This window comes from Pseudoalteromonas sp. CNAT2-18.1, from assembly GCF_022347865.1.
Classification (GTDB): Bacteria; Pseudomonadota; Gammaproteobacteria; order Enterobacterales; family Alteromonadaceae; genus Pseudoalteromonas; species Pseudoalteromonas ruthenica.
The window spans coordinates 217,144-238,777 of sequence record NZ_JAKRFR010000006.1 but is presented as its reverse complement, the minus strand read 5'-3'; the positions used below and the strand labels follow the sequence as shown (position 1 = coordinate 238,777).

At 48.0% G+C, this 21,634-nt stretch carries 19 protein-coding genes; 12 read left to right on the top strand and 7 right to left on the bottom strand.

What is annotated here, in order from left to right:
* Positions 1–32 precede the first annotated feature (32 nt).
* Positions 33–380 carry a GIY-YIG nuclease family protein gene (locus tag MHM94_RS14790; protein ID WP_235419722.1) on the top strand — a complete coding sequence of 116 codons (348 nt, stop codon included), beginning with the start codon at positions 33–35 and terminating at the stop codon, positions 378–380.
* Here MHM94_RS14790 and MHM94_RS14785 read toward each other — a convergent pair.
* The 4 genes from MHM94_RS14785 to ilvC all read right to left on the bottom strand — a co-directional run bounded on the left by MHM94_RS14785 (position 349) and on the right by ilvC (position 5,984).
* A complete protein-coding gene (locus MHM94_RS14785; RefSeq protein WP_235419721.1) occupies positions 349–1,224 on the bottom strand; it encodes a M28 family peptidase in 876 nt (291 codons plus the stop codon). The genes MHM94_RS14790 and MHM94_RS14785 overlap by 32 nt on opposite strands.
* Positions 1,221–2,390 (bottom strand): tetratricopeptide repeat protein, encoded by a 1,170-nt coding sequence (locus MHM94_RS14780; RefSeq protein ID WP_235419720.1) that lies wholly within the window; start codon positions 2,388–2,390, stop codon positions 1,221–1,223. The genes MHM94_RS14785 and MHM94_RS14780 overlap by 4 nt, the downstream gene beginning before the upstream one ends.
* Before the next feature lie 104 nt (positions 2,391–2,494).
* Positions 2,495–4,408, bottom strand: a complete 1,914-nt coding sequence (locus tag MHM94_RS14775; protein ID WP_235419719.1) for a methyl-accepting chemotaxis protein — start codon at positions 4,406–4,408, stop codon at positions 2,495–2,497.
* 103 nt (positions 4,409–4,511) lie between these two features.
* Positions 4,512–5,984, bottom strand: a complete 1,473-nt coding sequence (ilvC, locus tag MHM94_RS14770) for a ketol-acid reductoisomerase (RefSeq protein WP_130147365.1) — start codon at positions 5,982–5,984, stop codon at positions 4,512–4,514.
* A 132-nt stretch (positions 5,985–6,116) separates the two neighbouring features.
* Between ilvC and ilvY the strand changes: the two genes are divergently transcribed.
* The 5 genes from ilvY to MHM94_RS14745 all read left to right on the top strand — a co-directional run bounded on the left by ilvY (position 6,117) and on the right by MHM94_RS14745 (position 10,318).
* A complete protein-coding gene (gene ilvY, locus MHM94_RS14765; protein WP_235419718.1) occupies positions 6,117–7,001 on the top strand; it encodes an HTH-type transcriptional activator IlvY in 885 nt (294 codons plus the stop codon).
* A 131-nt stretch (positions 7,002–7,132) separates the two neighbouring features.
* Positions 7,133–7,966, top strand: a complete 834-nt coding sequence (locus MHM94_RS14760; protein ID WP_235419717.1) for a MipA/OmpV family protein — start codon at positions 7,133–7,135, stop codon at positions 7,964–7,966.
* 1 nt (position 7,967) lies between these two features.
* Positions 7,968–8,348, top strand: a complete 381-nt coding sequence (locus MHM94_RS14755; protein ID WP_053910318.1) for a DUF3019 domain-containing protein — start codon at positions 7,968–7,970, stop codon at positions 8,346–8,348.
* A 15-nt stretch (positions 8,349–8,363) separates the two neighbouring features.
* Positions 8,364–9,056, top strand: coding sequence for a response regulator (locus MHM94_RS14750; protein WP_152440477.1), 693 nt, complete (start codon positions 8,364–8,366; stop codon positions 9,054–9,056).
* Positions 9,057–9,061: 5 nt separating this feature from the next.
* On the top strand, positions 9,062–10,318 hold the full coding sequence (locus tag MHM94_RS14745; protein WP_045978174.1) for an ATP-binding protein: 1,257 nt from the start codon (positions 9,062–9,064) through the stop codon (positions 10,316–10,318).
* A 66-nt stretch (positions 10,319–10,384) separates the two neighbouring features.
* Here the strand turns inward: MHM94_RS14745 and MHM94_RS14740 are convergent, their stop codons facing one another.
* Entirely contained in the window at positions 10,385–11,557 is a 1,173-nt protein-coding gene (locus MHM94_RS14740) for an acyltransferase family protein (RefSeq protein WP_235419716.1), read from the bottom strand.
* A 184-nt stretch (positions 11,558–11,741) separates the two neighbouring features.
* Between MHM94_RS14740 and MHM94_RS14735 the strand changes: the two genes are divergently transcribed.
* From MHM94_RS14735 to MHM94_RS14710, 6 genes are all read left to right on the top strand, one after another.
* Positions 11,742–11,972 carry a helix-turn-helix transcriptional regulator gene (locus MHM94_RS14735; RefSeq protein ID WP_045978285.1) on the top strand — a complete coding sequence of 77 codons (231 nt, stop codon included), beginning with the start codon at positions 11,742–11,744 and terminating at the stop codon, positions 11,970–11,972.
* 16 nt (positions 11,973–11,988) lie between these two features.
* Complete coding sequence (locus MHM94_RS14730; protein WP_235419715.1) at positions 11,989–12,603, top strand: hypothetical protein; 615 nt, start codon at positions 11,989–11,991, stop codon at positions 12,601–12,603.
* 338 nt (positions 12,604–12,941) lie between these two features.
* The gene (locus MHM94_RS14725; protein WP_235419714.1) at positions 12,942–14,699 is read left to right on the top strand and encodes a DUF4856 domain-containing protein; all 1,758 of its coding nucleotides are present in this window, start codon (positions 12,942–12,944) and stop codon (positions 14,697–14,699) included.
* 126 nt (positions 14,700–14,825) lie between these two features.
* Positions 14,826–16,106, top strand: coding sequence for an imelysin family protein (locus MHM94_RS14720; RefSeq protein WP_235419713.1), 1,281 nt, complete (start codon positions 14,826–14,828; stop codon positions 16,104–16,106).
* Positions 16,107–16,114: 8 nt separating this feature from the next.
* The gene (locus MHM94_RS14715) at positions 16,115–18,319 is read left to right on the top strand and encodes a TonB-dependent receptor (RefSeq protein WP_235419712.1); all 2,205 of its coding nucleotides are present in this window, start codon (positions 16,115–16,117) and stop codon (positions 18,317–18,319) included.
* Between the two features lie 12 nt (positions 18,320–18,331).
* Positions 18,332–19,312: a sterol desaturase family protein gene (locus tag MHM94_RS14710; protein ID WP_138508818.1), complete on the top strand. Its 981-nt coding sequence runs from the start codon at positions 18,332–18,334 to the stop codon at positions 19,310–19,312.
* Between the two features lie 74 nt (positions 19,313–19,386).
* Here MHM94_RS14710 and MHM94_RS14705 read toward each other — a convergent pair whose 3' ends face one another.
* Positions 19,387–19,653 (bottom strand): hypothetical protein, encoded by a 267-nt coding sequence (locus tag MHM94_RS14705; protein ID WP_022945719.1) that lies wholly within the window; start codon positions 19,651–19,653, stop codon positions 19,387–19,389.
* Between the two features lie 270 nt (positions 19,654–19,923).
* Positions 19,924–21,498 (bottom strand): cation:proton antiporter family protein, encoded by a 1,575-nt coding sequence (locus MHM94_RS14700; RefSeq protein WP_235419711.1) that lies wholly within the window; start codon positions 21,496–21,498, stop codon positions 19,924–19,926.
* Positions 21,499–21,634 lie beyond the last annotated feature (136 nt).

Sequence of the window (21,634 nt, the reverse complement as noted above, 5' to 3'; positions counted from 1 at the left end):
ATACCTATTGTGCACTGAAGGTAAAGCGTCAAATGCTAAATCAGACCGCCGCGAAGGCAAATAGTTTTATAGAAAGTGAAAGTCATCAGTGGTGGTGGTTATATATCGTACAGACACGTCATAACCATTGGTACACAGGCGTGAGTAACGACGTTGTAAAGCGCTTTGAGGCTCATCAGCAGGGTAAAGGAGCTAAGAATTTACGTGGTAAAGGACCGTTATCGCTCATTTTTGCGACTCCAGTTGGCTCACGCAGTGACGCCTGTAAGCTGGAATGGCAAGTAAAAAAAATGCGTCGCGCAACGAAAGCCCACTTTATCGCCACTACCGATAATTATGCGGCGGCTATTATGGATGCGCTACAGCCTGACACTGCTTAGTGAGTAGAGCGCGACTAAATTGCGCTAGCATGGGCAGCGTAGCTTGATAACGCGCTTTGTTGATATGCTCGAAGGTATCTTCAGGGCTGTGGTAATGCTTATCTTCTGCTGCGGTTATAAATATTGCCGCAATCCCTCGGCGCAAAAAGGCATAGTGATCACTGGCCCGGCGCCAATCGGTGATGTTTTTCCCCAAGCGACGATTAATGCTTCTTCCCGAGCGCACTACACTGAGTTTTACTGGGCTGTTGATTAAGCTTTGCTTTGCCGCTGCACACATTTTATGTGGCGCGTATACGAACAATCTGCTGCGAGCGTTGGTTAAATTCAGCATGTCGAGGTTTAAGTTTGTATACAGGCGCTGCGCAGGCTGAGTTTCGACAAAATGCTTGGCCCCATGCAGGCCTTGCTCTTCGCCATCAAAGGCGACAAAAATAATTTGCTCTTTCATGGCTTGCAGTTGCTGCGCTAAGTACAGCAGGGCAGCGACTCCTGAGGCATTATCGTTGGCTCCTGGATAGTAGCGCTGACCATGGCGGCCGAGATGATCATAATGAGCACTGATCACTAAACAGCGGGTTTGGCATTCGCTGGTAAAGATGTTAATGCCTTGAGTGTTGGCAAAAAAACCACTTGTAAAAGAGAAACCAGCGCGTTCAGTGCGATAACCTAGCTCGGTCAGACGCTGAACAATATACTGTTGAGCGAGCTTACTCGGCGCTGAGCCTGTTTTTCGTCCCGCCAATGCCGGGCTAGATAAATAGGCGATATCATCTTGCCAGTTTGTCGCTGAAGCGCCAGAGCTCAGCGACAACATCAAAATAAGCCATCCGTATTTGCTCATCGATTACTGGCAACTAAATTCAGCGCTGCCAGCTTACCGCGATAGCGTTCTTTATCATACTTAAACTGCGCGCGCTGATGTGCCATTGTGAGGTGCTTGCGTGCGGCCTTGATATCGCCCATAAGGTAATAGGTACGCGCCAGTCCAAAGTAGCTCTCATGCATGCGCCCGTCTAACTCACGGGCCTTGCGGAAATGCGCTAAAGCTTGGCTATATTGTTTCTTCACAATGTCTTCATTGCCAAGGGCCACTTGGTAATAAGGGTTAGTTTTGCGTTTATTTGCCAACGCGGTTTCAATTTCTTGAGCCTGTTGCTGACGCCCAGTAAGTTGATACAAGATGGCTAAATTACCCGCTGCTGTATTATTGTTCGCATCGGCTAATAAGGCATAGTCATACGCTTGCTCGGCGCGCTGATAATCCTCGATCACCCGAAATAAGATACCGAGATTACCCCACCCGCCAGAGTAGCTTGGGTCCATCTGTGTAGCCGCCAGGAAATAACTGAACGCCTCGTTACGCTTGTTATTCACCAACGCCGCCGCCCCTTTATTGTTATAAAACATTGCTGCTACACGCTCTTTGCTGATGGTTGTGGTTTTGAAGTTGTCACCAGAGATATCTGGCGCAAAGTCAACCAGCATAGCGCCTTGGTTGTCATAAAGGTTAATGACATCGCTGCGGCGCACTTTCGGCATGCGTAATTTTAAATTGATATGGCCGGTGAGCAGGTTGTAGCCTTTGTCGAGGGCCCAATATTCGGGGATATGGACGCGTTGAAACTCACCTTCTAAGCCTAAATGCTCGGCCATACTGAAGGCCAAAATAGACAAGGATAAGCAATTAGCGTTGAGCTGGTTATAGGTTTGCTGAGCAGTCAGCGTAGCACCACTTTGATAACGCAAACTCTTATCGCCATTATTGAGTAGGAACATAATTAAGCGCTTGGTTGCACTTAAATCACCAAAACGCGAAGCGAAGGCTTGATTGAGTTGTGCTTTCATATCGCTGTTGAGGTTGAAAATATCGTCCATGCTTTCAACAGGCAAGGCTTGAAGCTCGGGATGGTAGGTCAAATTCACTGGCGGCGGTGGCAGGTGTGATTGCTCAGTACTGCTACAGCCTGCCAACAACAATGTAAAGGCCAGCAAAGATAAGCACCGCATTGTTACCTCCTACCGAAAACCTCGGTCTACAATCAACAACATATTGATTAATTATAGACCGAGAGGCAAGCATTAGGGCGCTAAATTGTTACAAATGATGAGTGTTAGCGCTTATCAAAGCTTGCCACTAACGCATCAAGCTGCTCCGCACATTCATGCAAGGTCGTGACTGTGGCTTTCACATCGGCACTTTGCATGGCGATGGCGTCACTGGCACTGCTGATCAGTTCAACTTGTCGGCTCACATCGCTCATTACCGAGCTTTGCTCTTCCGTCGCGGTGGCAATAATCGTGGTAATGTCGTTAATTTGTTCGCTAGCTTTGGCGTTATCATTTAGCAGGGCGCTGCTTTGCTCCATAATTTCAACACTGCGCAGCGCGCCTGAACGGGCTTGCTCCATACGCGCCACCATATTGTTGGCAGAATCGTTAAGGCTATCGATAGTCCGTTGAATCTGTGCCGTGGAGCTAGACGTTCTACTTGCTAACGCGCGCACTTCGTCAGCGACAACGGCAAAGCCTCGGCCGTGTTCACCAGCGCGGGCAGACTCAATCGCTGCGTTTAGCGCCAGTAAGTTAGTTTGCTCGGATATTCCCGTTATGGCACTGACCACATCGGATATTTCTGAGGTTTTGGCGACTAACTCTTGCAGCTCTTCGCTCATTTGCTCTACGCCTTGGGCGAGACTGTTTATTTGTGCCAGTGCATCAGCTACCTGGGTACGATTAAACTCATTATGCTGTTGCCCTTCGGCAGTGAGCGAGGCTGCACTAGCGGCGTTGTTGGCTATCTCTGCAACCGTGGCTTCCATTTGGTTTGCAGCCGTTGCTACACTGATCGTTTGCTGCTTTTGTTCCTCTAGCGAACTGGCTTGAGCACCGGCTTGCTGGCGCAACTCGCTAGCGCTGTGGCCGACCTGTTGGCTTTGCTGTGCGACCGCTTTAATCGCATTGTCTATTTTCGATAAAAACTCATTAAATCCGCTGGTGAGCTCGCGCAGCTCGGGTTGACGCAGGGCATCAAAACGATGATCTAAGCGTGCTTGCCCTTGCCCAAGCTCAATAAAGCGTCGAGCGATGTCTTTAATGGGGGCAGTAATATTCGTTGCTAATACAAACCCAGCCACACACATTAACGCTGCAACGACGATGGAAATCATAACAATCTGCCACATTAGCGCATTGACACTGGCAAAGACTTCATCTGTAGGGACTTGGGCAATAACGTACAAATCGGTATTAGTGATAGGGCTGGCGGCAACAAAGTAGTCACTTTGGTGCAGGTTGAGTTCAGTGATCGCAAACTCATTGCCCAGTAGCGCTGTGCTTACCGGTTGTTGATAAATATCTTCTAGTGTGGCTTTGGCGACCAGTGCTGCGTCAGGGTGCAACTGTACTAAGCCTTGGCTGTTAACTACATACACAAAGCCAGACTTTTCGATTGTGAAGCGCTCGAGCATCTGCTGCATGTCATCAATACTTTTCGCCAGGCCTGACAGTCCAAGTCCGCCCACTTGCTGGTAATTGACGAACATTTTCACATCCCCTGGGGCTTCTTGATAAATGCTGATGGAGCGGGGCTGTGCGCTGTCTTTAAAAGCAAAAAACCAACCGTCTTGCTCAGCAGTGAGGACGCGTAAAAAGCCGTCTTGATTCCAGTATTCGCCGCTATTGCGGTTAGCCCAAGAGGCTGTGGCTAAATCATATTGTTGTGCGACTTGTTGCAACTGCTGAATCAGCAGGGCGTCATCGGCGCGTCCTTGGGTTTGCGCCCAACGCGCCACCATAGCGCTGCTAGCTAGCTGCTCACTGGCATTGAGCAGGGTGTTAATCTCGTTACTGATATGGTTATTAATGGCTTCTACTTTAGCGGGTAACTCGGAGTGGAGCATGCGCTCGGCAATAGCCTGTTTAGCACTATACAGTGAAATGGAGCCAATAATGGCCGCCACTACGATGGCAATAAACGAGGCCAGTAGCGTGACTTTTTGGCGAATTGTGAGTTGAGCTAGCTTCATACAACTTTAGGGCAACAATAAGTAGGTTCAGATAATTCTACCCGCTGCAATAAAAAAAGCCCAGTGCAAAGCAGCTGGGCTTGGCTTCTAACAAGCGAAAGGGTTATACAATTTTCTTCATGGCCGACATATAGCCTCGCAGTACACCACCAACTTGCTCGACCGGGTGAGCGCGCAGTGCATCATTGACTTGGATCAGCGCTTGGTTATCAACGCCTAAATCTTGGCTATCTAGGCCTCGACCGATGACGTCGGTGTCAATATTCGCCATAAAGGGTTGCAGTAATGGCAAGCAAGCATGGTTGTATAGGTAGCAGCCATACTCTGCCGTATCAGAGATAGTGCGGTTCATTTCGTAGAGCTTCTTCCGTGCGATGGTGTTGGCTATCAATGGTGTTTCATGCAGTGACTCATAATACGCAGACTCTGCTTTGATACCCGCTGCAGTCATCGTTTCGAACGCCAGCTCAACGCCGGCTTTCACCATGGCGACCATTAAGATCCCGTTGTCGAAAAACTCTTGTTCAGCTATTTCCACGTCACTATTTTGTTGTTTTTCAAAGGCGGATTGCGCTGTTTGCTCGCGCCAATTAAGTAATTTAGTGTCGTCTTCGGCCCAATCGGCCATCATGCCTTTGGAAAATTCGCCGCTGATAATGTCATCCATGTGCTTGTTATAAAGCGGGCGCATAATCGTTTTTAGCTCCTCGCTTAGAGCAAAGGCTTTCAGCTTGGCAGGGTTACTTAAGCGGTCGAGCATGTTGGTAACGCCACCATGTTTAAGGGCTTCAGTGATCACTTCCCAGCCATATTGGATGAGCTTGGATGCGTAACCAGCGTCAATGCCTTTTTCGACCATTTTATCAAAGCACAATAGTGAACCGGTTTGTAACATGCCACACAAAATAGTTTGCTCGCCCATCAAATCGGATTTTACCTCAGCGACAAAAGAAGAAAGCAGCACCCCAGCGCGATCGCCTCCGGTGCCTGCCGCATAGGCCTTCGCTTGTGTTAAACCTTTCCCTTCAGGGTCATTTTCTGGGTGCACAGCAATGAGTGTAGGTACACCAAAACCACGTTTGTATTCCTCTCGTACCTCAGAGCCTGGGCATTTCGGTGCCACCATAATCACGGTGATGTCATCGCGAATTTGTTGACCTTCCTCAACGATATTAAAGCCATGAGAATAGGCCAAAGTTGCGCCTTGTTTCATCAGTGGCATGACCTTCTCCACGACGTTGCTATGTTGCTTATCTGGCGTTAGGTTAAGCACTAAATCAGCGTCTGGGATCAGTTCCTCGTAAGTCCCGACGATAAAGCCGTTTTCACTGGCATTTAAAAATGATTGACGCTGTTGTTCAATAGCAGAATCACGCAGTGCATAGCTTACGTTCAAACCTGAGTCACGGAGATTAAGGCCTTGGTTGAGTCCCTGCGCACCACAACCTACAATCACGAGCTTCTTACCTACTAATGCATCGACACCGTCGCTGAACTCACTGCTGTCCATAAATTCGCATTGACCTAATTGAGCCAATTGCTCTCGCAGAGACAGGGTATTGAAATAGTTTGCCATGGTTAAATCCTTGAATAAAAAATTGCTGCACTTTGAAAAGTCATTGCTAGAGAATGTAGGCCACTTTTTATATTGCGTAAAATGATATATTTGTATTACTGTGTTTCATAATATGAAATGCTGGAAAGTGTTATGCATCATAAACAGTTGGAATATTTTTTAGCCTTGGCGGAGACCTTGCATTTTGGCCGTGCCAGTGAACGCTGCTATATCAGTGCACCGACGCTGAGTCGTAATATAAAGCAGTTAGAGCAGCTGTTAGGTGCCAAGTTGTTTATCAGAGACAATCGTCAAGTGGCGCTGAGCGATGCCGGTGAGCATTTCATCACCTACGCGAAAAATACGTTGATGCAGTGGCAACAGCTAAAGGCTAGTTTACATGGTGCGAAGGAGCTTCAAGGAGCGCTGAGTATTTATTGCTCGGTCAGTGCCGCGTATAGTTTTTTACACCCGTTATTAAGTGCTGTGCGCGAACGTTATTGCGGCGTCGAAGTAAAGCTGCATACCGGAGACCCTGCCTATGCGCTAGAACGTGTGTTGGATCACCATGAAGATGTGGCTATCGCCGCTAAACCGGCGAAGTTACCCGCGCAAATTGCCTTTCGCCGCCTAGGGTGGTCGCAATTAGTATTTATTGCTCCTAAAACACCGTGCGATATCAGTCGTCAAGTGGCTAACTCACCTTCCATTCCTTGGCAGCAACTGCCTTTTATTATTCCTGAGCGAGGAGAGAACCGTACCCGACTAATCAGCTGGTGGCGAAAGCGGCGTATACAACCGCCTATTTATGCGCAAGTCAGCGGTCACGAGGCGTTGGTCTCTATGGTATCCTTGGGGTTGGGTGTTGCGCTAATTCCTCAGGTGGTGTTAGAAAATAGCCCATTTGCACAGAGCGTGCAGATCTTAAATGTGGACGATGCGCCACCGCCCTTTGAAATAGGTTTAGTCGCACAACAGCGCCGTTTAAGTGAATCAGTACTCGGTGCATGTTGGCAATTGGCGGCGCAACTGAAATAATGCCTAAGTGCATTCACTATCGGTTCTATAAGCGTGATCAAAAGGGCGCAATTTGTGAATGATTGTAATTATTGCTGATCTGTTAAAAGGGTGTTGCTAGCATGTCGAGATGTTTAACTTAGGGGTGATCTATGCTTGGCACGCACAGTCGACAATTGGCTATGTTTCTGATCGCTGCGGTGTTTTGCGCGCCGTTGGCACAAGGTGAGGAAGTCACGCTAAATCAGTGGCATGTCGGCGCTAACCTCGGCTACGGCAACATGGCCAATCCACTTCATGGTGGTGATAACCTGCCATTAATACTTATCCCCGATATCGCATACTATGGCGAGTCTTGGTACTTTGACAATGCGCAACTAGGCTACACCTTTGTTGAACACTCCGAACATGTGCTTAGTGTCGTCACTGAATTTAACCCTGAAACCCGTTTTTTTGTTGATTGGCACCCGAGCCGCGTCTTCGCTTTACAAGGGAATTCTTTCGCTAGTATGGAGATGGATGGCCCACGGGTCGTTGATATTCACGATGTACGAAAGCGTCAGTGGGCATTAGATGTAGGCTTGGAGTACCATTACTTTTCCAGCGCCGGGCAAGTCACCGTTAATGCGCTGGCGGATACCACCAGTGTCTATAATGGTTGGCGCGCGGATATTAGTTGGCGTAACAGTTATCGTATGCAGCGGTGGATCGTCGAACCGACGGTGGGTATCAAGTACGCTAATGCAGAAATGAATACCTACTTTTATGGCTTACAACAGCAAGAGGTGACCGGGCTAGATGCGTTGAGCCTAGGCAGCACTTTACAGCCCTACGCCAACATTGATGTCAGCTTTATATTGAATAAGCGCAATGCGCTGCGCTTTCATGTGGGTTATATTGACTACCATAGCCTAGCCAATGATAGTCCCTTGTTTGAGGAGTCGAGCGCAGTAACGGCCTTTATTGGCCTCAAGCACGTGTTTTAATATGATCAGCGCCGTTTTTGCAGCGACCTTAGTTAATGCCATGCAACTTAGCAGTACGCTTACGCTAAGTGATGCGGCATTGGTGATTGCTCCGCAATACTGTGTGGTTGCCGAAAAGGGGCAGGCGTGCGAAACGGCCATGCATATCCGCTGGCAACTACCGCAAGCGATGCCGGTGTGCTTGCGCGAGAACGAGCGAACCTTGCAATGCTGGCAAGACCAACGGCAAGGGCAGTGGCAGTATAAAGCCAAGGTTCAGTTACCGGCCATATACTCCCTTACCCATGCACAAACCGGCGAATTAGTCGTAGATACCCAACTGGAACTGCAAACGATGCAAAGCTCGCGTCGGCGCTTACGTTCGGTGTGGAGTTTTTTTTAATTCAGGAGTTGGTACATGGCGAACATACTCTTAGTTGAGGACGATTTGGCTCTACAAGAGCTAACCCGAGACTATCTGCAACAGAATAATTTACATGTCGCAGTGCTGTCTCGCGGTGACGAGGTGATGGACTACCTTAGTAAACACAAAGTGGATTTAATGATTTTAGATGTCATGCTGCCAGGCAAGGATGGCTTCACTGTGTGCCGCGAAGTACGTGATAAGTACGCGCTACCCATTTTAATGTTGACTGCCAAAGGCGAAGATTTTGACCAGGTCATCGGTCTTGAGCTAGGTGCAGATGACTATGTGATAAAACCTGCTGAGCCTCGGGTGCTGCTGGCGCGTATTACCGCACTGTTAAGACGCACCCAAGAGCAAGATAAAAGCGTGCAAACTGTCACCTTTGGCGAGCTGAAAATTGATAAAAATAGCCGCATTGTGACGTTGAAAGGGCAGGAAGTATCGCTGACCTCTCACGAGTTCGAGCTATTGTGGTTACTGGCAAGCAATGCTGGTGATGTACTGAGCCGCGAATATGTACACGAACAAATGATTGGCCGTCAGTACGATGGTTTAGATAGAACTGTTGATGTACGAATTTCACGATTACGCAAAAAACTAGGTGATAATAGTGATAAACCCTATAGAATAAAAACAGTATGGGGTCAGGGTTACCTGTTTGTAAGCGATGCGTGGAGTGAATAACTAATTTGGGCAAACTGTTCGTCAGCCTTTATCTATATATCATTGTATCCTTAGTGTTGGTGACCGGCGTAATCGAGCGCCTGTGGCCCGTTGATGAACAATCGACTCCGTTAGCGTTGGAGTTAGGCCATAACTTCAAAGCGCTGGCACAAAGCCCATTAGGGCGTCAATATATCCAAAGTCACTACCCTATGCGCACCATCGACAGTGGTGCCATTGCCTTGCCTGTTGAGCTACAAACTCGGATCGATAACAAAGAAGCTGTGCATGTGTATGACGCCAATGAGCATCTTATTTGGTATGTCCCTGTAGGCGACTTACAGCTTCTACAAGTGGGCCCCGTACGCTTGGAAAAGCCTGAAAAAGAAGGCTTCTTTTGGCCGTATCTGTTAGTGCTCTTGGTTGTTGGTGCGCCGGTGGGGCTGTGGAGCTTCATGTTGTGGCGGGATTTTAATAAGCTCAGCGAAGCCTGTGCCGAAGTAGATGGCCGCCGCGAGTTTCAGGTCAGTGACATTGGCCGCTCGTTTCTATTGCCCATTACCGATGCGCTGCAAGTGATGCAGCGACGTATTCACAGCTTGCTAGACGCACAACGTGAACTGACATCCTCCGTGTCCCATGAGTTTCGCACCCCTCTAGCGCGTCTTAAATTTGCCTTGGCAATGGTTGAGCAGGGCGCCGATGAAAAACAGCGCAAGTATGTGCAGTCGATGACCGGTGATGTTACCGAGCTGGAAAATTTAGTCAGTGAAATGCTGCATTATGCGCGCTTGGACGCGCAAAGTCCGAGTTTAGAATCTCATTTAGTGGATTTGAATGAGCTGATGGAATCACTGGTAGACAAGCTCAATTTTGACAGCGCAATTGCAATCTCAGTAATTTATGAGCAGCCTAATTTGTATCGTTGCGATCCACACTTTATCAGCCGTGCATTTCAAAATATTTTAGGCAATGCCATTAAACATGCCCACAGTCGTATAGAAGTGCGCCTCCAAGCCAGCGAGGAGCAATGTATCATCAGTGTCGAAGATGATGGCGAGGGGATCCCTGATAGTAAACGAGCAGATATCTTTAAACCATTCATTCGCTTGGATAAAAGCCGTGATAAACGCACTGGGGGCTACGGCCTTGGTTTGGCTATATGTGGCAAAATTGTTCACTGGCACCAAGGCGAGATCAGTGTCGACGACAGTCCACTGGGTGGGGCACGCTTTACCATCACATTACCGTTTATCAAAGGCAAAACCCTTGGCTTAGACTAGCCAAATACAGACCTTGCCTTACTCGCCTTGCGGTACTATCACAACAAGAACGACGGCAGATACCCCCTAGCGCGGTGAATCCATCGCCTTGCTTTGCATAGGCGTTGCTTTGGTGCCATTTAACAACATCCCCAGCACGGTATATCTCACGCCGAAATGGTAGCTGATAAAACCTATCAACAACGTGGTACTAAGTGAAATAGTAAACTTGGCTAAGGCTGGAAGTAGGGTATTGCTGAGTGGTATTTGCACGCACATTAATACTGGAATGTGCATAAGGTAAATCCAATAGGAAGCGTCGGAGATGTAGCGGCTATACTCATTGTATTGGTTCAGCCAGCGATAGCCCGCTAAATATGCCACAGCGGTGCAGCTTAATATGGCGAGGGTTTGTACTGCAACTAACAACAGGTTGATATGCGCTACGCGAGTTTCACCGGTATTTACGGCAATCCTTACTTGTTCAAGGCTCGGTGCTTCAGGTAATAGGTAAAAATACGCGCCCACGGTTAAACAGGCAACGAGCACGAGCGGCTTAAAATAACGCAGCGCAGCTAATACGGTAGTGTGGTGATGGTATAAACTTGCACCTAGCATAAACAAAAGCCCATAGGTGCAATAAGCCCAAAGTTGCGGCTGTAAGGTGTGGGGTGCAGGGAAGGGCACGACTAAGTGAGCCATCCCAGCACTTATTACAACGGGTAACGCAACCACTATAAATACCGGCTTAACAACCACCTCAAGCAACTTGCTTATTAACCGCTGATTTTTATTCAGCAACCAAAACAGTGCACAGAATTGCATCAAGTACCATAAAAACCATAGATGCATAGTGTTGATCTGCGGCTCTTTCACGGCCATCAGCAGATTTACTAACGGCGGGGGATAGTCACTGAACTCTACTCCCCATACCATTAATTGAAATAGCACCAGCAGCGTCAGTGGTAAAAAAATAACAAAGGGTAGCAGCACACGCTTGGAGCGGTTGCGAATAAAATGACCGTTACCGCGTTTAGTCACTAAAATAGCGGCACAGAACCCAGCGATAACAAAAAACAGTGGCATGCGAAATAGGTGTGTCCAGATGGCGAGATAATCAAACAGTACATGTTTGTTGGTGTCGACACTCAACCACATATTGTGAAAATAAGGGCCATAGGCCAAGGCGGCGTGGAACACGACGCCAAGTAATAACGCTAAGCCCCGTAAATTATCAATATAATGAAAACGCTGCTGCATTCGACATTCCTAACACTTCCCTGTTCCTTTAATGCTAACACTGAGTGGGTGTGTATGACCACTGCTGAACCACGCTTCTGCCATTGACAAATGAACCTTTATCAATCAGCCCAAACCTAGTTATTTTATGTTTATCATAAAATATATTTTGATAAACATTGTTTTTGGTCGTAATTTAATCAGTATGAAAATACGCATAAACCTTGATGTTGAGTTAGCAAAGAAAAAGATGTCACTCACGGAATTGTCGCAAAGAATAGGCATTTCGATGACCAACTTATCTTTACTCAAAAATGGCAAAGTAAAGGCGATTCGCTTTAGCACCTTGGCTGCGATCTGTGATGTATTGCACTGTCAGCCTGGTGATATTTTGGTCTACGAGCGTGATGCTGATTACTTAGATAATGATAAATAAAATCTCAGGAGCAGATATGTTAAACCGTGATCTCGTTATCCCGGCTATCGCTACGGTATTGCTAGCGATTCTATTTCCACTATATTGGAGTAACCTATATGGCCACGCGTTTGATGGCTTTGACACCGCATTTCAACAAGACCTTTATAGTCTGTCTTGGTCCGATGCCTTGTTTATGGTGATTGGTGCTCTTGAGATCTATATTTATTGGACCCTGGCGAGAGTATTAAAAAATCATTTGAGTTTGCGCTTGGCGCGGACAATGCTCATCATCTTGGCGTGTATTGTCGCTATATTTCACGCCACCATACTCTTTGATCTGTTCTTTGCGATAACAGGCCAGGAGATGCAGCCTGATACGTTTTCAAATAGTGCGGTTGTTGCCCTATTTATTGCCGGTGGTTGCTTGTTACTGTACAGCGTTTTCGCTATTGCCTTGGCGCTTATCTTGCTGGTTGAGACAGCTCGTGATCAAGTGTTGCTAAAAGTCTTCGCAATCATGCTACTCATCATTGCTACTTTGCAGCTGACGATGGTGTTTGCCTACGTGAACTTGCTGCTATTCCCAATGGCACTTATTGTGCTAACGCTATTTTTCAGTAAAAAACCAGACACGCTGGAGGTGGTGTAATAGCACATCACTGACATACATACCATGGCTTGGCGCCTTTGGCGCTGAGCTAGCATTTCGGCTAATGTCTTTAGCCAGCCCATCGTAATTGTCGTCCGGTTGTTATCCTTTATATACGATTGCTCGTGCGCGCAGCGCTTATTCGCGTCTTAATTAAGTATGCTCACATCGGTGATGTGAACAGTGTGAGCCCTCAGCGGGTTTCTTACGTACCTGTTTAATTTATTTTAATTTGTGATTTTAAAAAAACTTATAAATACCATTGATTGTTATTTGAGTATCCCTATAATGACAGCAATTAAAATGAGAATGATTCACATCTTTAGTGGGATAACAACATGACATTGCGTAAATCTTTAGTTGCTAGTGCCGTGCTAGCTGCCACCCTAGGTTTAACTGGCTGCGGTGGTTCATCAGATTCATCAGATAACACCACCCCAGAACAACCAACAAATACAGCTCCTACCGACATCAGCTTGTCTAGCACGTCGGTAAATGACGATTTGGTGGGCGCTGAAGTAGGCGCGTTGAGTGCCACTGATGACGCTGATTCTGGTTTTACCTATACGCTGAGCGCTGATGAAGCGCGTTTTGAAATTGTTGACGGTAATACCCTCAAGCTTAAAGATGGTATTGCTCTGAACTACGAGCAGCAAACTGAGGTTAGCGTAAGCGTCACAGTGACCGATGCGGGTGGTTTAAGCTTTGCAAAAGAATTAACCGTAACGGTTGCTGATGTGGCCCCTGAAGCAGGTGTTAACCTTTATGAGTTCGATTCTAAACTAGGAAGCGGTTCTTCGGTGAGCTACACCGGACAGATCGCTCGCCATGCCCTAAGCGCAGAAATCAAAAACTACATTGGCCAACTCACTGGTGACTTTGTAACCACTAACAGCTTGACCGGCGATGCAGTAAAAGCGCAGTTGATGGCACTGTGGGGAGACTATGAAGCCATCAAAGACGGCAGCCTTAACTTCGCTGATGGCATTGAGACAGAGCAAAACTCTTTTGCTCAAATCTCTTCATCAGGTAAAGAGCTTAGCGGCAAAGTCGCTGGTGCAGACGCAGCGAAAATGCATAAAGACTGGCTTGCAGCCGGTAGCTTTGTGGGATGGAGCGAATTTGGTGCCGAGACCGAAACACCTGAAGGGTTAGTGTTTCATTATTTCGACCTGCTAGCGGCAAACATTGATAAATACAATGCAGGCGAGCTGTTGGTTGACCCAGCGGGCAATCAAATCACGAAGTTGTACATTACTGAAACTGGTCTTGACCTCAATCAGCTTATTCAAAAGCACACCCTAGGCGCATTGATGTTCTCTCAAGGCACCGATGACTACCTTGATGAAGGTCTGACCACCGATAACATCGTGGCGCAAAAAGACGGTGCTTTATACACCACGCTTGAGCACCAGTTTGATGAAGGGTTTGGTTATTTCGGTGCAGCGCGCAACTACCTAGAGTACAGCGACGATGAAATCGCCGGTAAGGGCGGCCGTGATGGTTTTGCTAATGGTTACAACGATTACGACAGCAATGGTCAGATTGACCTAGCTGCGGAGTATAACTGGGGTAACTCAACGAACGCCGCTAAGCGTGACCGTGGCGCGACAGTGACCACGGATTTCACCGCAGCAGCGATGAACGCCTTTATAGCCGGGCGTAAAATCATCAACGATAATGTCGGCAGCGAGCTTAGCGACGCGCAAATGGATGAGTTATTGGCGCACCGTGATATCGCTGTTGCCAATTGGGAAAAGGCGGTTGCCGCTACGGTTGTGCACTACATCAACGATACGATGGCTGATCTAGATGAAATTAGCGATGGTGACTACAGCGCAGACAACTTTGCCGATTTAGCTAAGCACTTTGGTGAGATGAAAGGCTTTGCGTTGAATTTCCAGTTCAGCCCATTCTCTCCTTTTCATGACGATGCCAATGCCGGTAAGTTTGCCGAGTTACATGCGCTGTTTGGTGACGCACCAGTAACAGGCGACGCCGATGCTATTGCCGCATATAAGGCTGACCTAGAAACAGCTCGTGACTTGATGCAACAAGTATACGGTTTCAACGCTGAGAATGTTGCCAACTGGTAAGGCTCAGTTGCATGGCCTAAGGCCAGCATAAAGATCATAAAAGGTTAGCTTTTAGGCCTCGGCTTAATGCTAGCCTTTTTGTCGTTTAAATCCCCTAGTGGGAAACCTAGCAAGTGGGAAGGTAGAATGAAAAAAGCAATCCTCAAGCAGGGCGCTCTGGCTCTTGCTGTGGCATTCGCTCTGGGCGGCTGTGGTGAGAGCACCTCAAGCTCGCAAGGCGCCGGTTTTAATGACAGTGGCAGCGGTGAGCCAACCTCACCGACCGAGCCGACCAGCTTTGATGAAGCGGCGCTGGTGGCAAGCTTAGTTGATAACGTGATCACCCCGGCGTTTACTTTATTTCATCAGCAAGCACAAGCGCAGCAAAGTGCGATTGCCAGTTATTGTGAGCTGGAGAAAGCCAGTGTCCAAACCAGCTCGGAGCAGGCGCAAACGGCCATGCTTGAAGCCCAAGATGCATGGTTAGATGCCATGGGCGCTTGGCAGCAGGTAGAGATGATGCAAATGGGACCGCTTTTGACCAACAACGGCGAGCTGCGTAACCGTATTTATTCGTGGCCTGCTATTAGCCGCTGTGGCATTGACCAAGATGTGGTGTACCACCAAGACGGCGTCATTAATAATGACCCTGAGCGACCATACGATATCAGTGCCCGTACTGCCACACGGCGGGGCCTCTTTGCGTTGCAACATGTGCTTTTTAATGAGCAGTATGATCACCATTGTAGCGTTGCTAATGATGCTTTAGCGGATTGGAATAGCCGCACGGTGCTGGCGCGTAAAGTGGCGCGCTGTGAGTATGCTGTCACCGCAGCAATGGATGTGCGCAACTCCAGTGCTGAACTGTTGGAAAAATGGCAGGGCGACAATGGCTTTGCCGCCGAGCTCAAATCAGCGGGACAAAGCGGGTCGCAGTTTGAATCTGCCCATAGCGCCCTGAATCACATCTCCGATGCAATGTTTTATTTAACCGAAGTGGTCAAAGATAAAAAGTTGGCAGAGCCCATAGGCATTTTACCTAACTCCTGTGGTACGTCTGCGTGCCCACAGGATGTAGAGAGCCTCGATGCTAAAAGCTCATTGGCGAATATCAAGGCCAACTTGCTCGCCTTTGAAGCCTTAGTCGTGGGTCAACGTCAGGGCGAGCCCGCGTTAGTGGGTTTCGACGATTACCTTGATGATGAGCAAGCAAGCGCCACTAAGGAGCGTATGCTGCAAGGGATCAGTGACACTAAAGCGGCGATTGCGGCAATTGAAAGTGACTTAGCCACTGCATTACTTGATAACGAAGAGCAGGTACGTGAAGTGCACACCCAAGTTAAAGCCATTACCGATGAGTTGAAGAACGACTTTATCAATGAGCTGGCACTTGAGTTGCCGACCACTTCGGCGGGTGATAACGATTAAGGATCATGATGAAACACAGTAAACTTGCCTTAGCCGTGAGTATTGCGGCATTTGGATTGAATGCTTTTGCTGCGGATAATGAGCTCGAGCATATACAGATTATTAGCCACCACGACAAACTGCGCACCGAAGCAGGCTCGGCCACCTTAATAGGTGAAGCGCAGCTCGAAGAGTTTGAATTTGACGATATTCACCGCGTGCTATCACAGGTACCCGGAGTCAACATACGCGAAGAAGACGGCTACGGCTTGCGCCCGAATATCGGCTTTCGTGGAGTGACGCCAGAGCGTAGTAAGAAGATCACCATTTTAGAAGACGGGGTGTTGATTGGTCCGGCTCCTTATTCTGCGCCTGCCGCTTACTACTTCCCGTTAACCACGCGGATGACGGCGGTGGAGGTCTTTAAAGGGCCTGCGGCGATAAAATACGGCCCACAAACCGTGGCCGGAACACTGAATATGGTTAGCCGCCAGGTGCCAGATTATCGTATTGGTGGCGTCGATTTATCTGCCGGTGGAGATGGCTACAAAAAAGCCCATGCTTATTATGGCGACCGCCAAGGCAACCTTGGCTTTTTAGTCGAAGGGGTGCACTTACAAAGTGATGGCTTTAAAGAGCTCGATGGCGGCGGTGATACCGGCTTCGATAAAGACGATTTACTGGTCAAAGTGGATTATCAGCTGGATGGCCAGCGTTTCGACCAGCGTTTTGAGATCAAGCTTTCTTACGCCGATGAACTCTCCGATGAGACCTATTTGGGCCTGACCGACGCCGACTACAAGGCCAACCCTTATCGCCGTTATGCCGCATCTCAGCCGGCACAAATGGATACTAAGCATACGCAAGTGATGTTTACCTATCAGCTAAGCGCTGAAGATGTAAACCTAACAACGCGGGTTTACCGTAACGATTATGAGCGCGCCTGGTTAAAGCTAAATAGCCTGTCTAACAGCAATGCTAGCTTGTCTGATATTTTGGCAAACCCTGAGCAGTTTGCTGGTCAATATCAGGTGTTAAGTGGCCAGCGCGATTCTGTGCTCACCGGTGAAACCAATTACTTTTTAAATATGGGCACCAATGACCGTGAGTACTACTCACAAGGCATTCAGCTCGATGGTGATTGGCAAGTACCGCTGTTTGGCTTGCAGCACACAGTCTCGTTTGGGGTTCGTTTCCACCAAGATGAGATTGAGCGTAATCACTATGAAGACACCTATGTCATGGTTGATGGCATTAATACTGCCATCGCCGAGACCCGCCGGTTCACCACCGAGAACACAGAAAGCACCGATGCCTGGTCGGTGTATATAGAAGATCAGGTGACCATCGATAAGCTAACCTTAGGTGTTGGCGTGCGCGGCGAGTTGATGGACATGAACTATCAAAATGAGAAGTCGGGTTTTGCTGATGATTGGCAACAAAAAACCACCCGTGTGTGGTTGCCAGGGATCAGCGGCTTTTATCAGTTAGATGATAACAGCGGCTTGCTGTTTGGTGTTCACCAAGGCTTTGTTCCTGCTAGCCCGTCGGCGCCAGTGCGTGATGGCGAAGACGAGTTTGAAAAAAGCGTGAACTATGAATTTGGTGGTCGTTATAACGACGGCATCACCCAATTTGAAATGGTCGGCTTCTTCAATGATTACGCTAATCTAATTGAAAGCTGTGGCCAGTCAAATTGCGGCAGCCAAGGTCAGCTTGATCAAGAATTCAGCGGTGGCGAGGTGGATGTGTGGGGGGTAGAGTCGCAAATAGCTCAAACCTATCCGTTAAATCTGCAACTCGATATTCCTATGAGTTTGACTTATACCTATACGCAAAGCGAGTTTAAACAAGCGTTGTTCTCTGAATTTGTGCAGTGGGGTTACATTCGCCCTGGCGATAGGCTGCCTTATTTGCCAACGCACCAAGCGACGCTCAGTATCGGGTTGGCACATAAAAATTGGGCGGTTGATATGCTCATTAAGTATGTCAGCGATATGCCAGAAACGGCGGGCGTCGGTTACGAGGGCTTTGATGTCGCCTTAGCGGGTCAAGAAGTGCCGGCAACGACGGTGGTTGATATCGCGGCTCATTATGAGCTTGGCCAATATGGCCGCGTGTATGCCAAGGTAGATAACCTGTTTGACCAAGACAACATCGTCAGCCGTCGCCCTTATGGGGCGCGACCGGGTAAACCACGGACGCTGTCGCTTGGTTATAAATACCAGTTCTAAGAGGGTCGGGCCATGCTAGAGACTATTTGGCAAAGCATTGCGCAAACGCCGGATTATCTGTTTGACGCCAATAAGCGTATTTTTATTGGTTACAGCATCATGGCCCTTATCTTAGCTGCGCTTGCTTATGGCTTGCGTAAGAGCAAGAAATCAACACGTGGCTTTTTTCGCTATGTGTTTGCAAAAAAAATCTGGTGGGCACCCAGTGCCCGCCAAGACTATCAGTTATGGATTTACAACCGTGTGCTTAAGGCGCTGTTGTTTACGCCTATTATTTTGACCATGGTGCCAGTGGCGCTGGCCACAACGGAGTTATTAGAGGGCGCGTTTGGTTTGCGAGCGCCGATGCCGTTGAGTGAAACCAGCGTAGTCATCATTTTTACCGTATTGCTGTTTTTAGCCGATGACTTTTCACGGTTTTTACTGCATTACGCACTACACAAGGTGCCTTTTTTGTGGCATTACCACAAGGTACACCATTCTGCTAAAGTGCTGACCCCTTTCACCATTTATCGCTCTCACCCGCTAGAGAGTTACCTTTATGCCTGCCGTATGGCGCTCTCACAAGGGATGGTGGTCGGTGTATGCTATTACCTATTCGGGACTAAGTTATCCATGGTGGATATTCTCGGTGCTAATATTTTTGTGTTCGCTTTTAATGCCATGGGTTCAAACTTGCGGCATTCGCATGTGTGGCTGAGTTGGGGGCGCCATGTTGAGAAATGGTTGATTAGTCCTGCGCAACATCAGATTCATCACAGCGACAATCCGCAGCATTTCGACACTAACCTAGGGTCTGCCTTAGCCATATGGGACCGATTATTCGGCACCCTCATCCGCGCCGATGAAGTGGGCAAGATCAGTATCGGGGTCGGTCAATACGATGCCGGGCATGATTCTATCTGGGCTATTTACACCAAGCCGGTGCGCGATTCTTTCGCAAGCCTAAAACCTAAGCGCAAAGCGGGTGCGATGAAAAAACCAGTGGCTTAAAGCGGGAGAGAGGAATAGGCTGGCGACGGGCATTGCCAGCCTATTAAATGAGGGAGTAGGCCCTCAGAAAGTAGTTAGTGGTAGGCGCTGCGCTTGGCAAAACCTAACTGATGTAGATGATTGATCAAGGCCGGGTCGTCTAAGCGCTCTGGGGTGCTGTCACCGCGCAGGGCATGATCTTTTGGCACTTGATAGACATCGAGCATTTTTTGGAATAGTACGTAACGTAAAAATTCCGGAGTCACACCTGAGTCTTGGATATCGTCGAGCTGCGACTGCAATTCACGCATTTGCTGCTTATCAAGTTTGCTGTGCGTTGCTTGCTTATTGTCGATGGTCATAATCAACCTCCTACACACATCGGCAATTGCATATTAACGAATGTAATCTGGTTGCCTTTGCTAAATTCTGTGTTAAAAATAGTGACTTACATCACTGTATAGACCTAGTTTACTCCTTTTTTTACGGTTATTACCAACAACCGTGTAAAGCTTTGTAAATAGCGCCACACCTGTATTCGGAACGTTCCAAGCTTGGTGACAAGGTACAAAATTGATAAGTAAGTGATAACTAAATAAAACGCGTTATCACTTACCTAAAAGCGGGATTATTTAAGAAAGTGAAATTTTCTCTTTGACGTGCTCAGCGAAACCACTACCGGCCTCAAGGTAGAAGTTGTAAGTAGAGTTTACGCCCAATTCCTCGAGCTCTTTTTGCTGATCTGGGTAATTTGCAATGGCGGTAACTTGCCCCTCATACCCCGAAGCTTGTAACTGTTCTAAGGCGAAGATATTTTGATTGTGCTTGGGCATGGCTAACATCACCATTTCCACCTTCGCATGGTTCAATCGTTGCCAAAAATCAGGATCGGTGGCATCGGCAGTGACCACTCGACGCCCGCGCTTGACATGACGAGCCACCACTTCGGGTTTAATATCGATCCCCGCCACCGCTTGTGGGAAGCTCTGGGCTATAGTCTCATAGGCACCGGTGCCTATGCGGCCCATGCCAAAAATAGCGATGCGGGTATTATGTAGATTCACAGGTAGCTCTTCTGGCAGTCGCGAGTCACTTTCAAAAGGCAGTAGCCAACGCTCTATTTTTACATAGATATCATTGGCTCTGGCATTTAACGGTGAAGCAATCACGAAGGTTATGGCGACCGCCGTGGCCACCACGGCTAGCCATTGTGACGACAGCCAACCACTGCTTGCGGCTAGCGCACAGACAATAAGACCAAACTCACTGTAGTTGGCAAGCGTAAAAGCACTCAATAGGGAAGTACGCGCACGTAGGCGCACAGCATTAGTCAGCACATAATAAAGCGCGACTTTAAAGACCAGCACAGAAACCACCGAGATAGCTGCAACCAACGCACTGGCGGTGAGCTCGGCATTAAGACCTATGGTTAAGAAAAAACCAACCAGGAGTATATCTTTAAAGCTCAGTAATGACTTAGCGAGTTCCCCCGCTTTTTTGTGGCTGGCAAACATCATTCCTAAGATCAAGGCCCCTAAATCGCCTTTGATGCCTGCAAATTCAAAAGCTTGATAACCGGCGACAAGTGCGAAAAAGAAGCCAAACAAGGGCAGTAGTTCGCCGTGCTTGGAGCGGTTTAATATCCAAAACATGACTGGGCGCATCAGTGGCAACACCACCACCAGGGCTATCGCCCAGTAATTGGGTAGTTTGCCAGTACTGGCTACTAAGAATAGCACCGCGAAGATGTCTTGCATGACCAGGATGCCGATGGATATTTTACCATGGAGGCTCGACATCTCACCGCGATCTTCAAGCACTTTAACGGCAAAAACGGTACTGGAGAAACTAAACGCAAAGCCAAGCAATAATGCGGTTTGCCAGTTCAGGTCGATAAAGAGGGGCAGGGCGAACACCCCGAGCAGTAGCAAAAAGCCACAAAACAATGCGGTACTAATAATAATGTGGGCACTGGCGGGGAGCCACACCTGAACTTTCATCAGGCTCGATACTTTGAGCTTCAAGCCTATGCTAAACAACAATAGGGTGATCCCCAACGCGGCGATTTGATCCAATAATGCAGTGGTTTTATAGCCAGCCATATGTAAGACAAATCCGGCTACCAAAAAGCCGACCATGGGGGGAAGTTTTACTTGATAGGCGGCAAAACCACAAACAAAGGCAACGGCAAAAAAGATCAGTTCCATAAAAGTGTTATCTTAGTGCAGGTGTAATCAGTGTAACTAATTGTAGAAGTTATTGAAAATACTATGTATGCCAGGGCCCATTTCCTCTCGCTTTAACCGTGATTGAAGTTTTTTTATGGTTTGCATAAGTTTTCAC

Excerpts from the sequence above, each read along its gene's own strand:
- MHM94_RS14705 (WP_022945719.1), bottom strand. The coding sequence starts at position 19,653 with ATGACCATCGACAATAAGCAAGCAACGCACAGCAAACTTGATAAGCAG.
- MHM94_RS14730 (WP_235419715.1), top strand. The coding sequence starts at position 11,989 with ATGTTAAACCGTGATCTCGTTATCCCGGCTATCGCTACGGTATTGCTA.
- MHM94_RS14760 (WP_235419717.1), top strand. The coding sequence starts at position 7,133 with ATGCTTGGCACGCACAGTCGACAATTGGCTATGTTTCTGATCGCTGCG.
- MHM94_RS14720 (WP_235419713.1), top strand. The coding sequence starts at position 14,826 with ATGAAAAAAGCAATCCTCAAGCAGGGCGCTCTGGCTCTTGCTGTGGCA.
- MHM94_RS14790 (WP_235419722.1), top strand. The coding sequence starts at position 33 with ATGCTAAATCAGACCGCCGCGAAGGCAAATAGTTTTATAGAAAGTGAA.
- MHM94_RS14710 (WP_138508818.1), top strand. The coding sequence starts at position 18,332 with ATGCTAGAGACTATTTGGCAAAGCATTGCGCAAACGCCGGATTATCTG.
- MHM94_RS14735 (WP_045978285.1), top strand. The coding sequence starts at position 11,742 with ATGAAAATACGCATAAACCTTGATGTTGAGTTAGCAAAGAAAAAGATG.
- ilvY (WP_235419718.1), top strand. The coding sequence starts at position 6,117 with ATGCATCATAAACAGTTGGAATATTTTTTAGCCTTGGCGGAGACCTTG.
- MHM94_RS14740 (WP_235419716.1), bottom strand. The coding sequence starts at position 11,557 with ATGCAGCAGCGTTTTCATTATATTGATAATTTACGGGGCTTAGCGTTA.
- MHM94_RS14750 (WP_152440477.1), top strand. The coding sequence starts at position 8,364 with ATGGCGAACATACTCTTAGTTGAGGACGATTTGGCTCTACAAGAGCTA.
- MHM94_RS14775 (WP_235419719.1), bottom strand. The coding sequence starts at position 4,408 with ATGAAGCTAGCTCAACTCACAATTCGCCAAAAAGTCACGCTACTGGCC.
- MHM94_RS14725 (WP_235419714.1), top strand. The coding sequence starts at position 12,942 with ATGACATTGCGTAAATCTTTAGTTGCTAGTGCCGTGCTAGCTGCCACC.
- MHM94_RS14785 (WP_235419721.1), bottom strand. The coding sequence starts at position 1,224 with ATGAGCAAATACGGATGGCTTATTTTGATGTTGTCGCTGAGCTCTGGC.
- ilvC (WP_130147365.1), bottom strand. The coding sequence starts at position 5,984 with ATGGCAAACTATTTCAATACCCTGTCTCTGCGAGAGCAATTGGCTCAA.
- MHM94_RS14780 (WP_235419720.1), bottom strand. The coding sequence starts at position 2,390 with ATGCGGTGCTTATCTTTGCTGGCCTTTACATTGTTGTTGGCAGGCTGT.
- MHM94_RS14715 (WP_235419712.1), top strand. The coding sequence starts at position 16,115 with ATGAAACACAGTAAACTTGCCTTAGCCGTGAGTATTGCGGCATTTGGA.
- MHM94_RS14755 (WP_053910318.1), top strand. The coding sequence starts at position 7,968 with ATGATCAGCGCCGTTTTTGCAGCGACCTTAGTTAATGCCATGCAACTT.
- MHM94_RS14700 (WP_235419711.1), bottom strand. The coding sequence starts at position 21,498 with ATGGAACTGATCTTTTTTGCCGTTGCCTTTGTTTGTGGTTTTGCCGCC.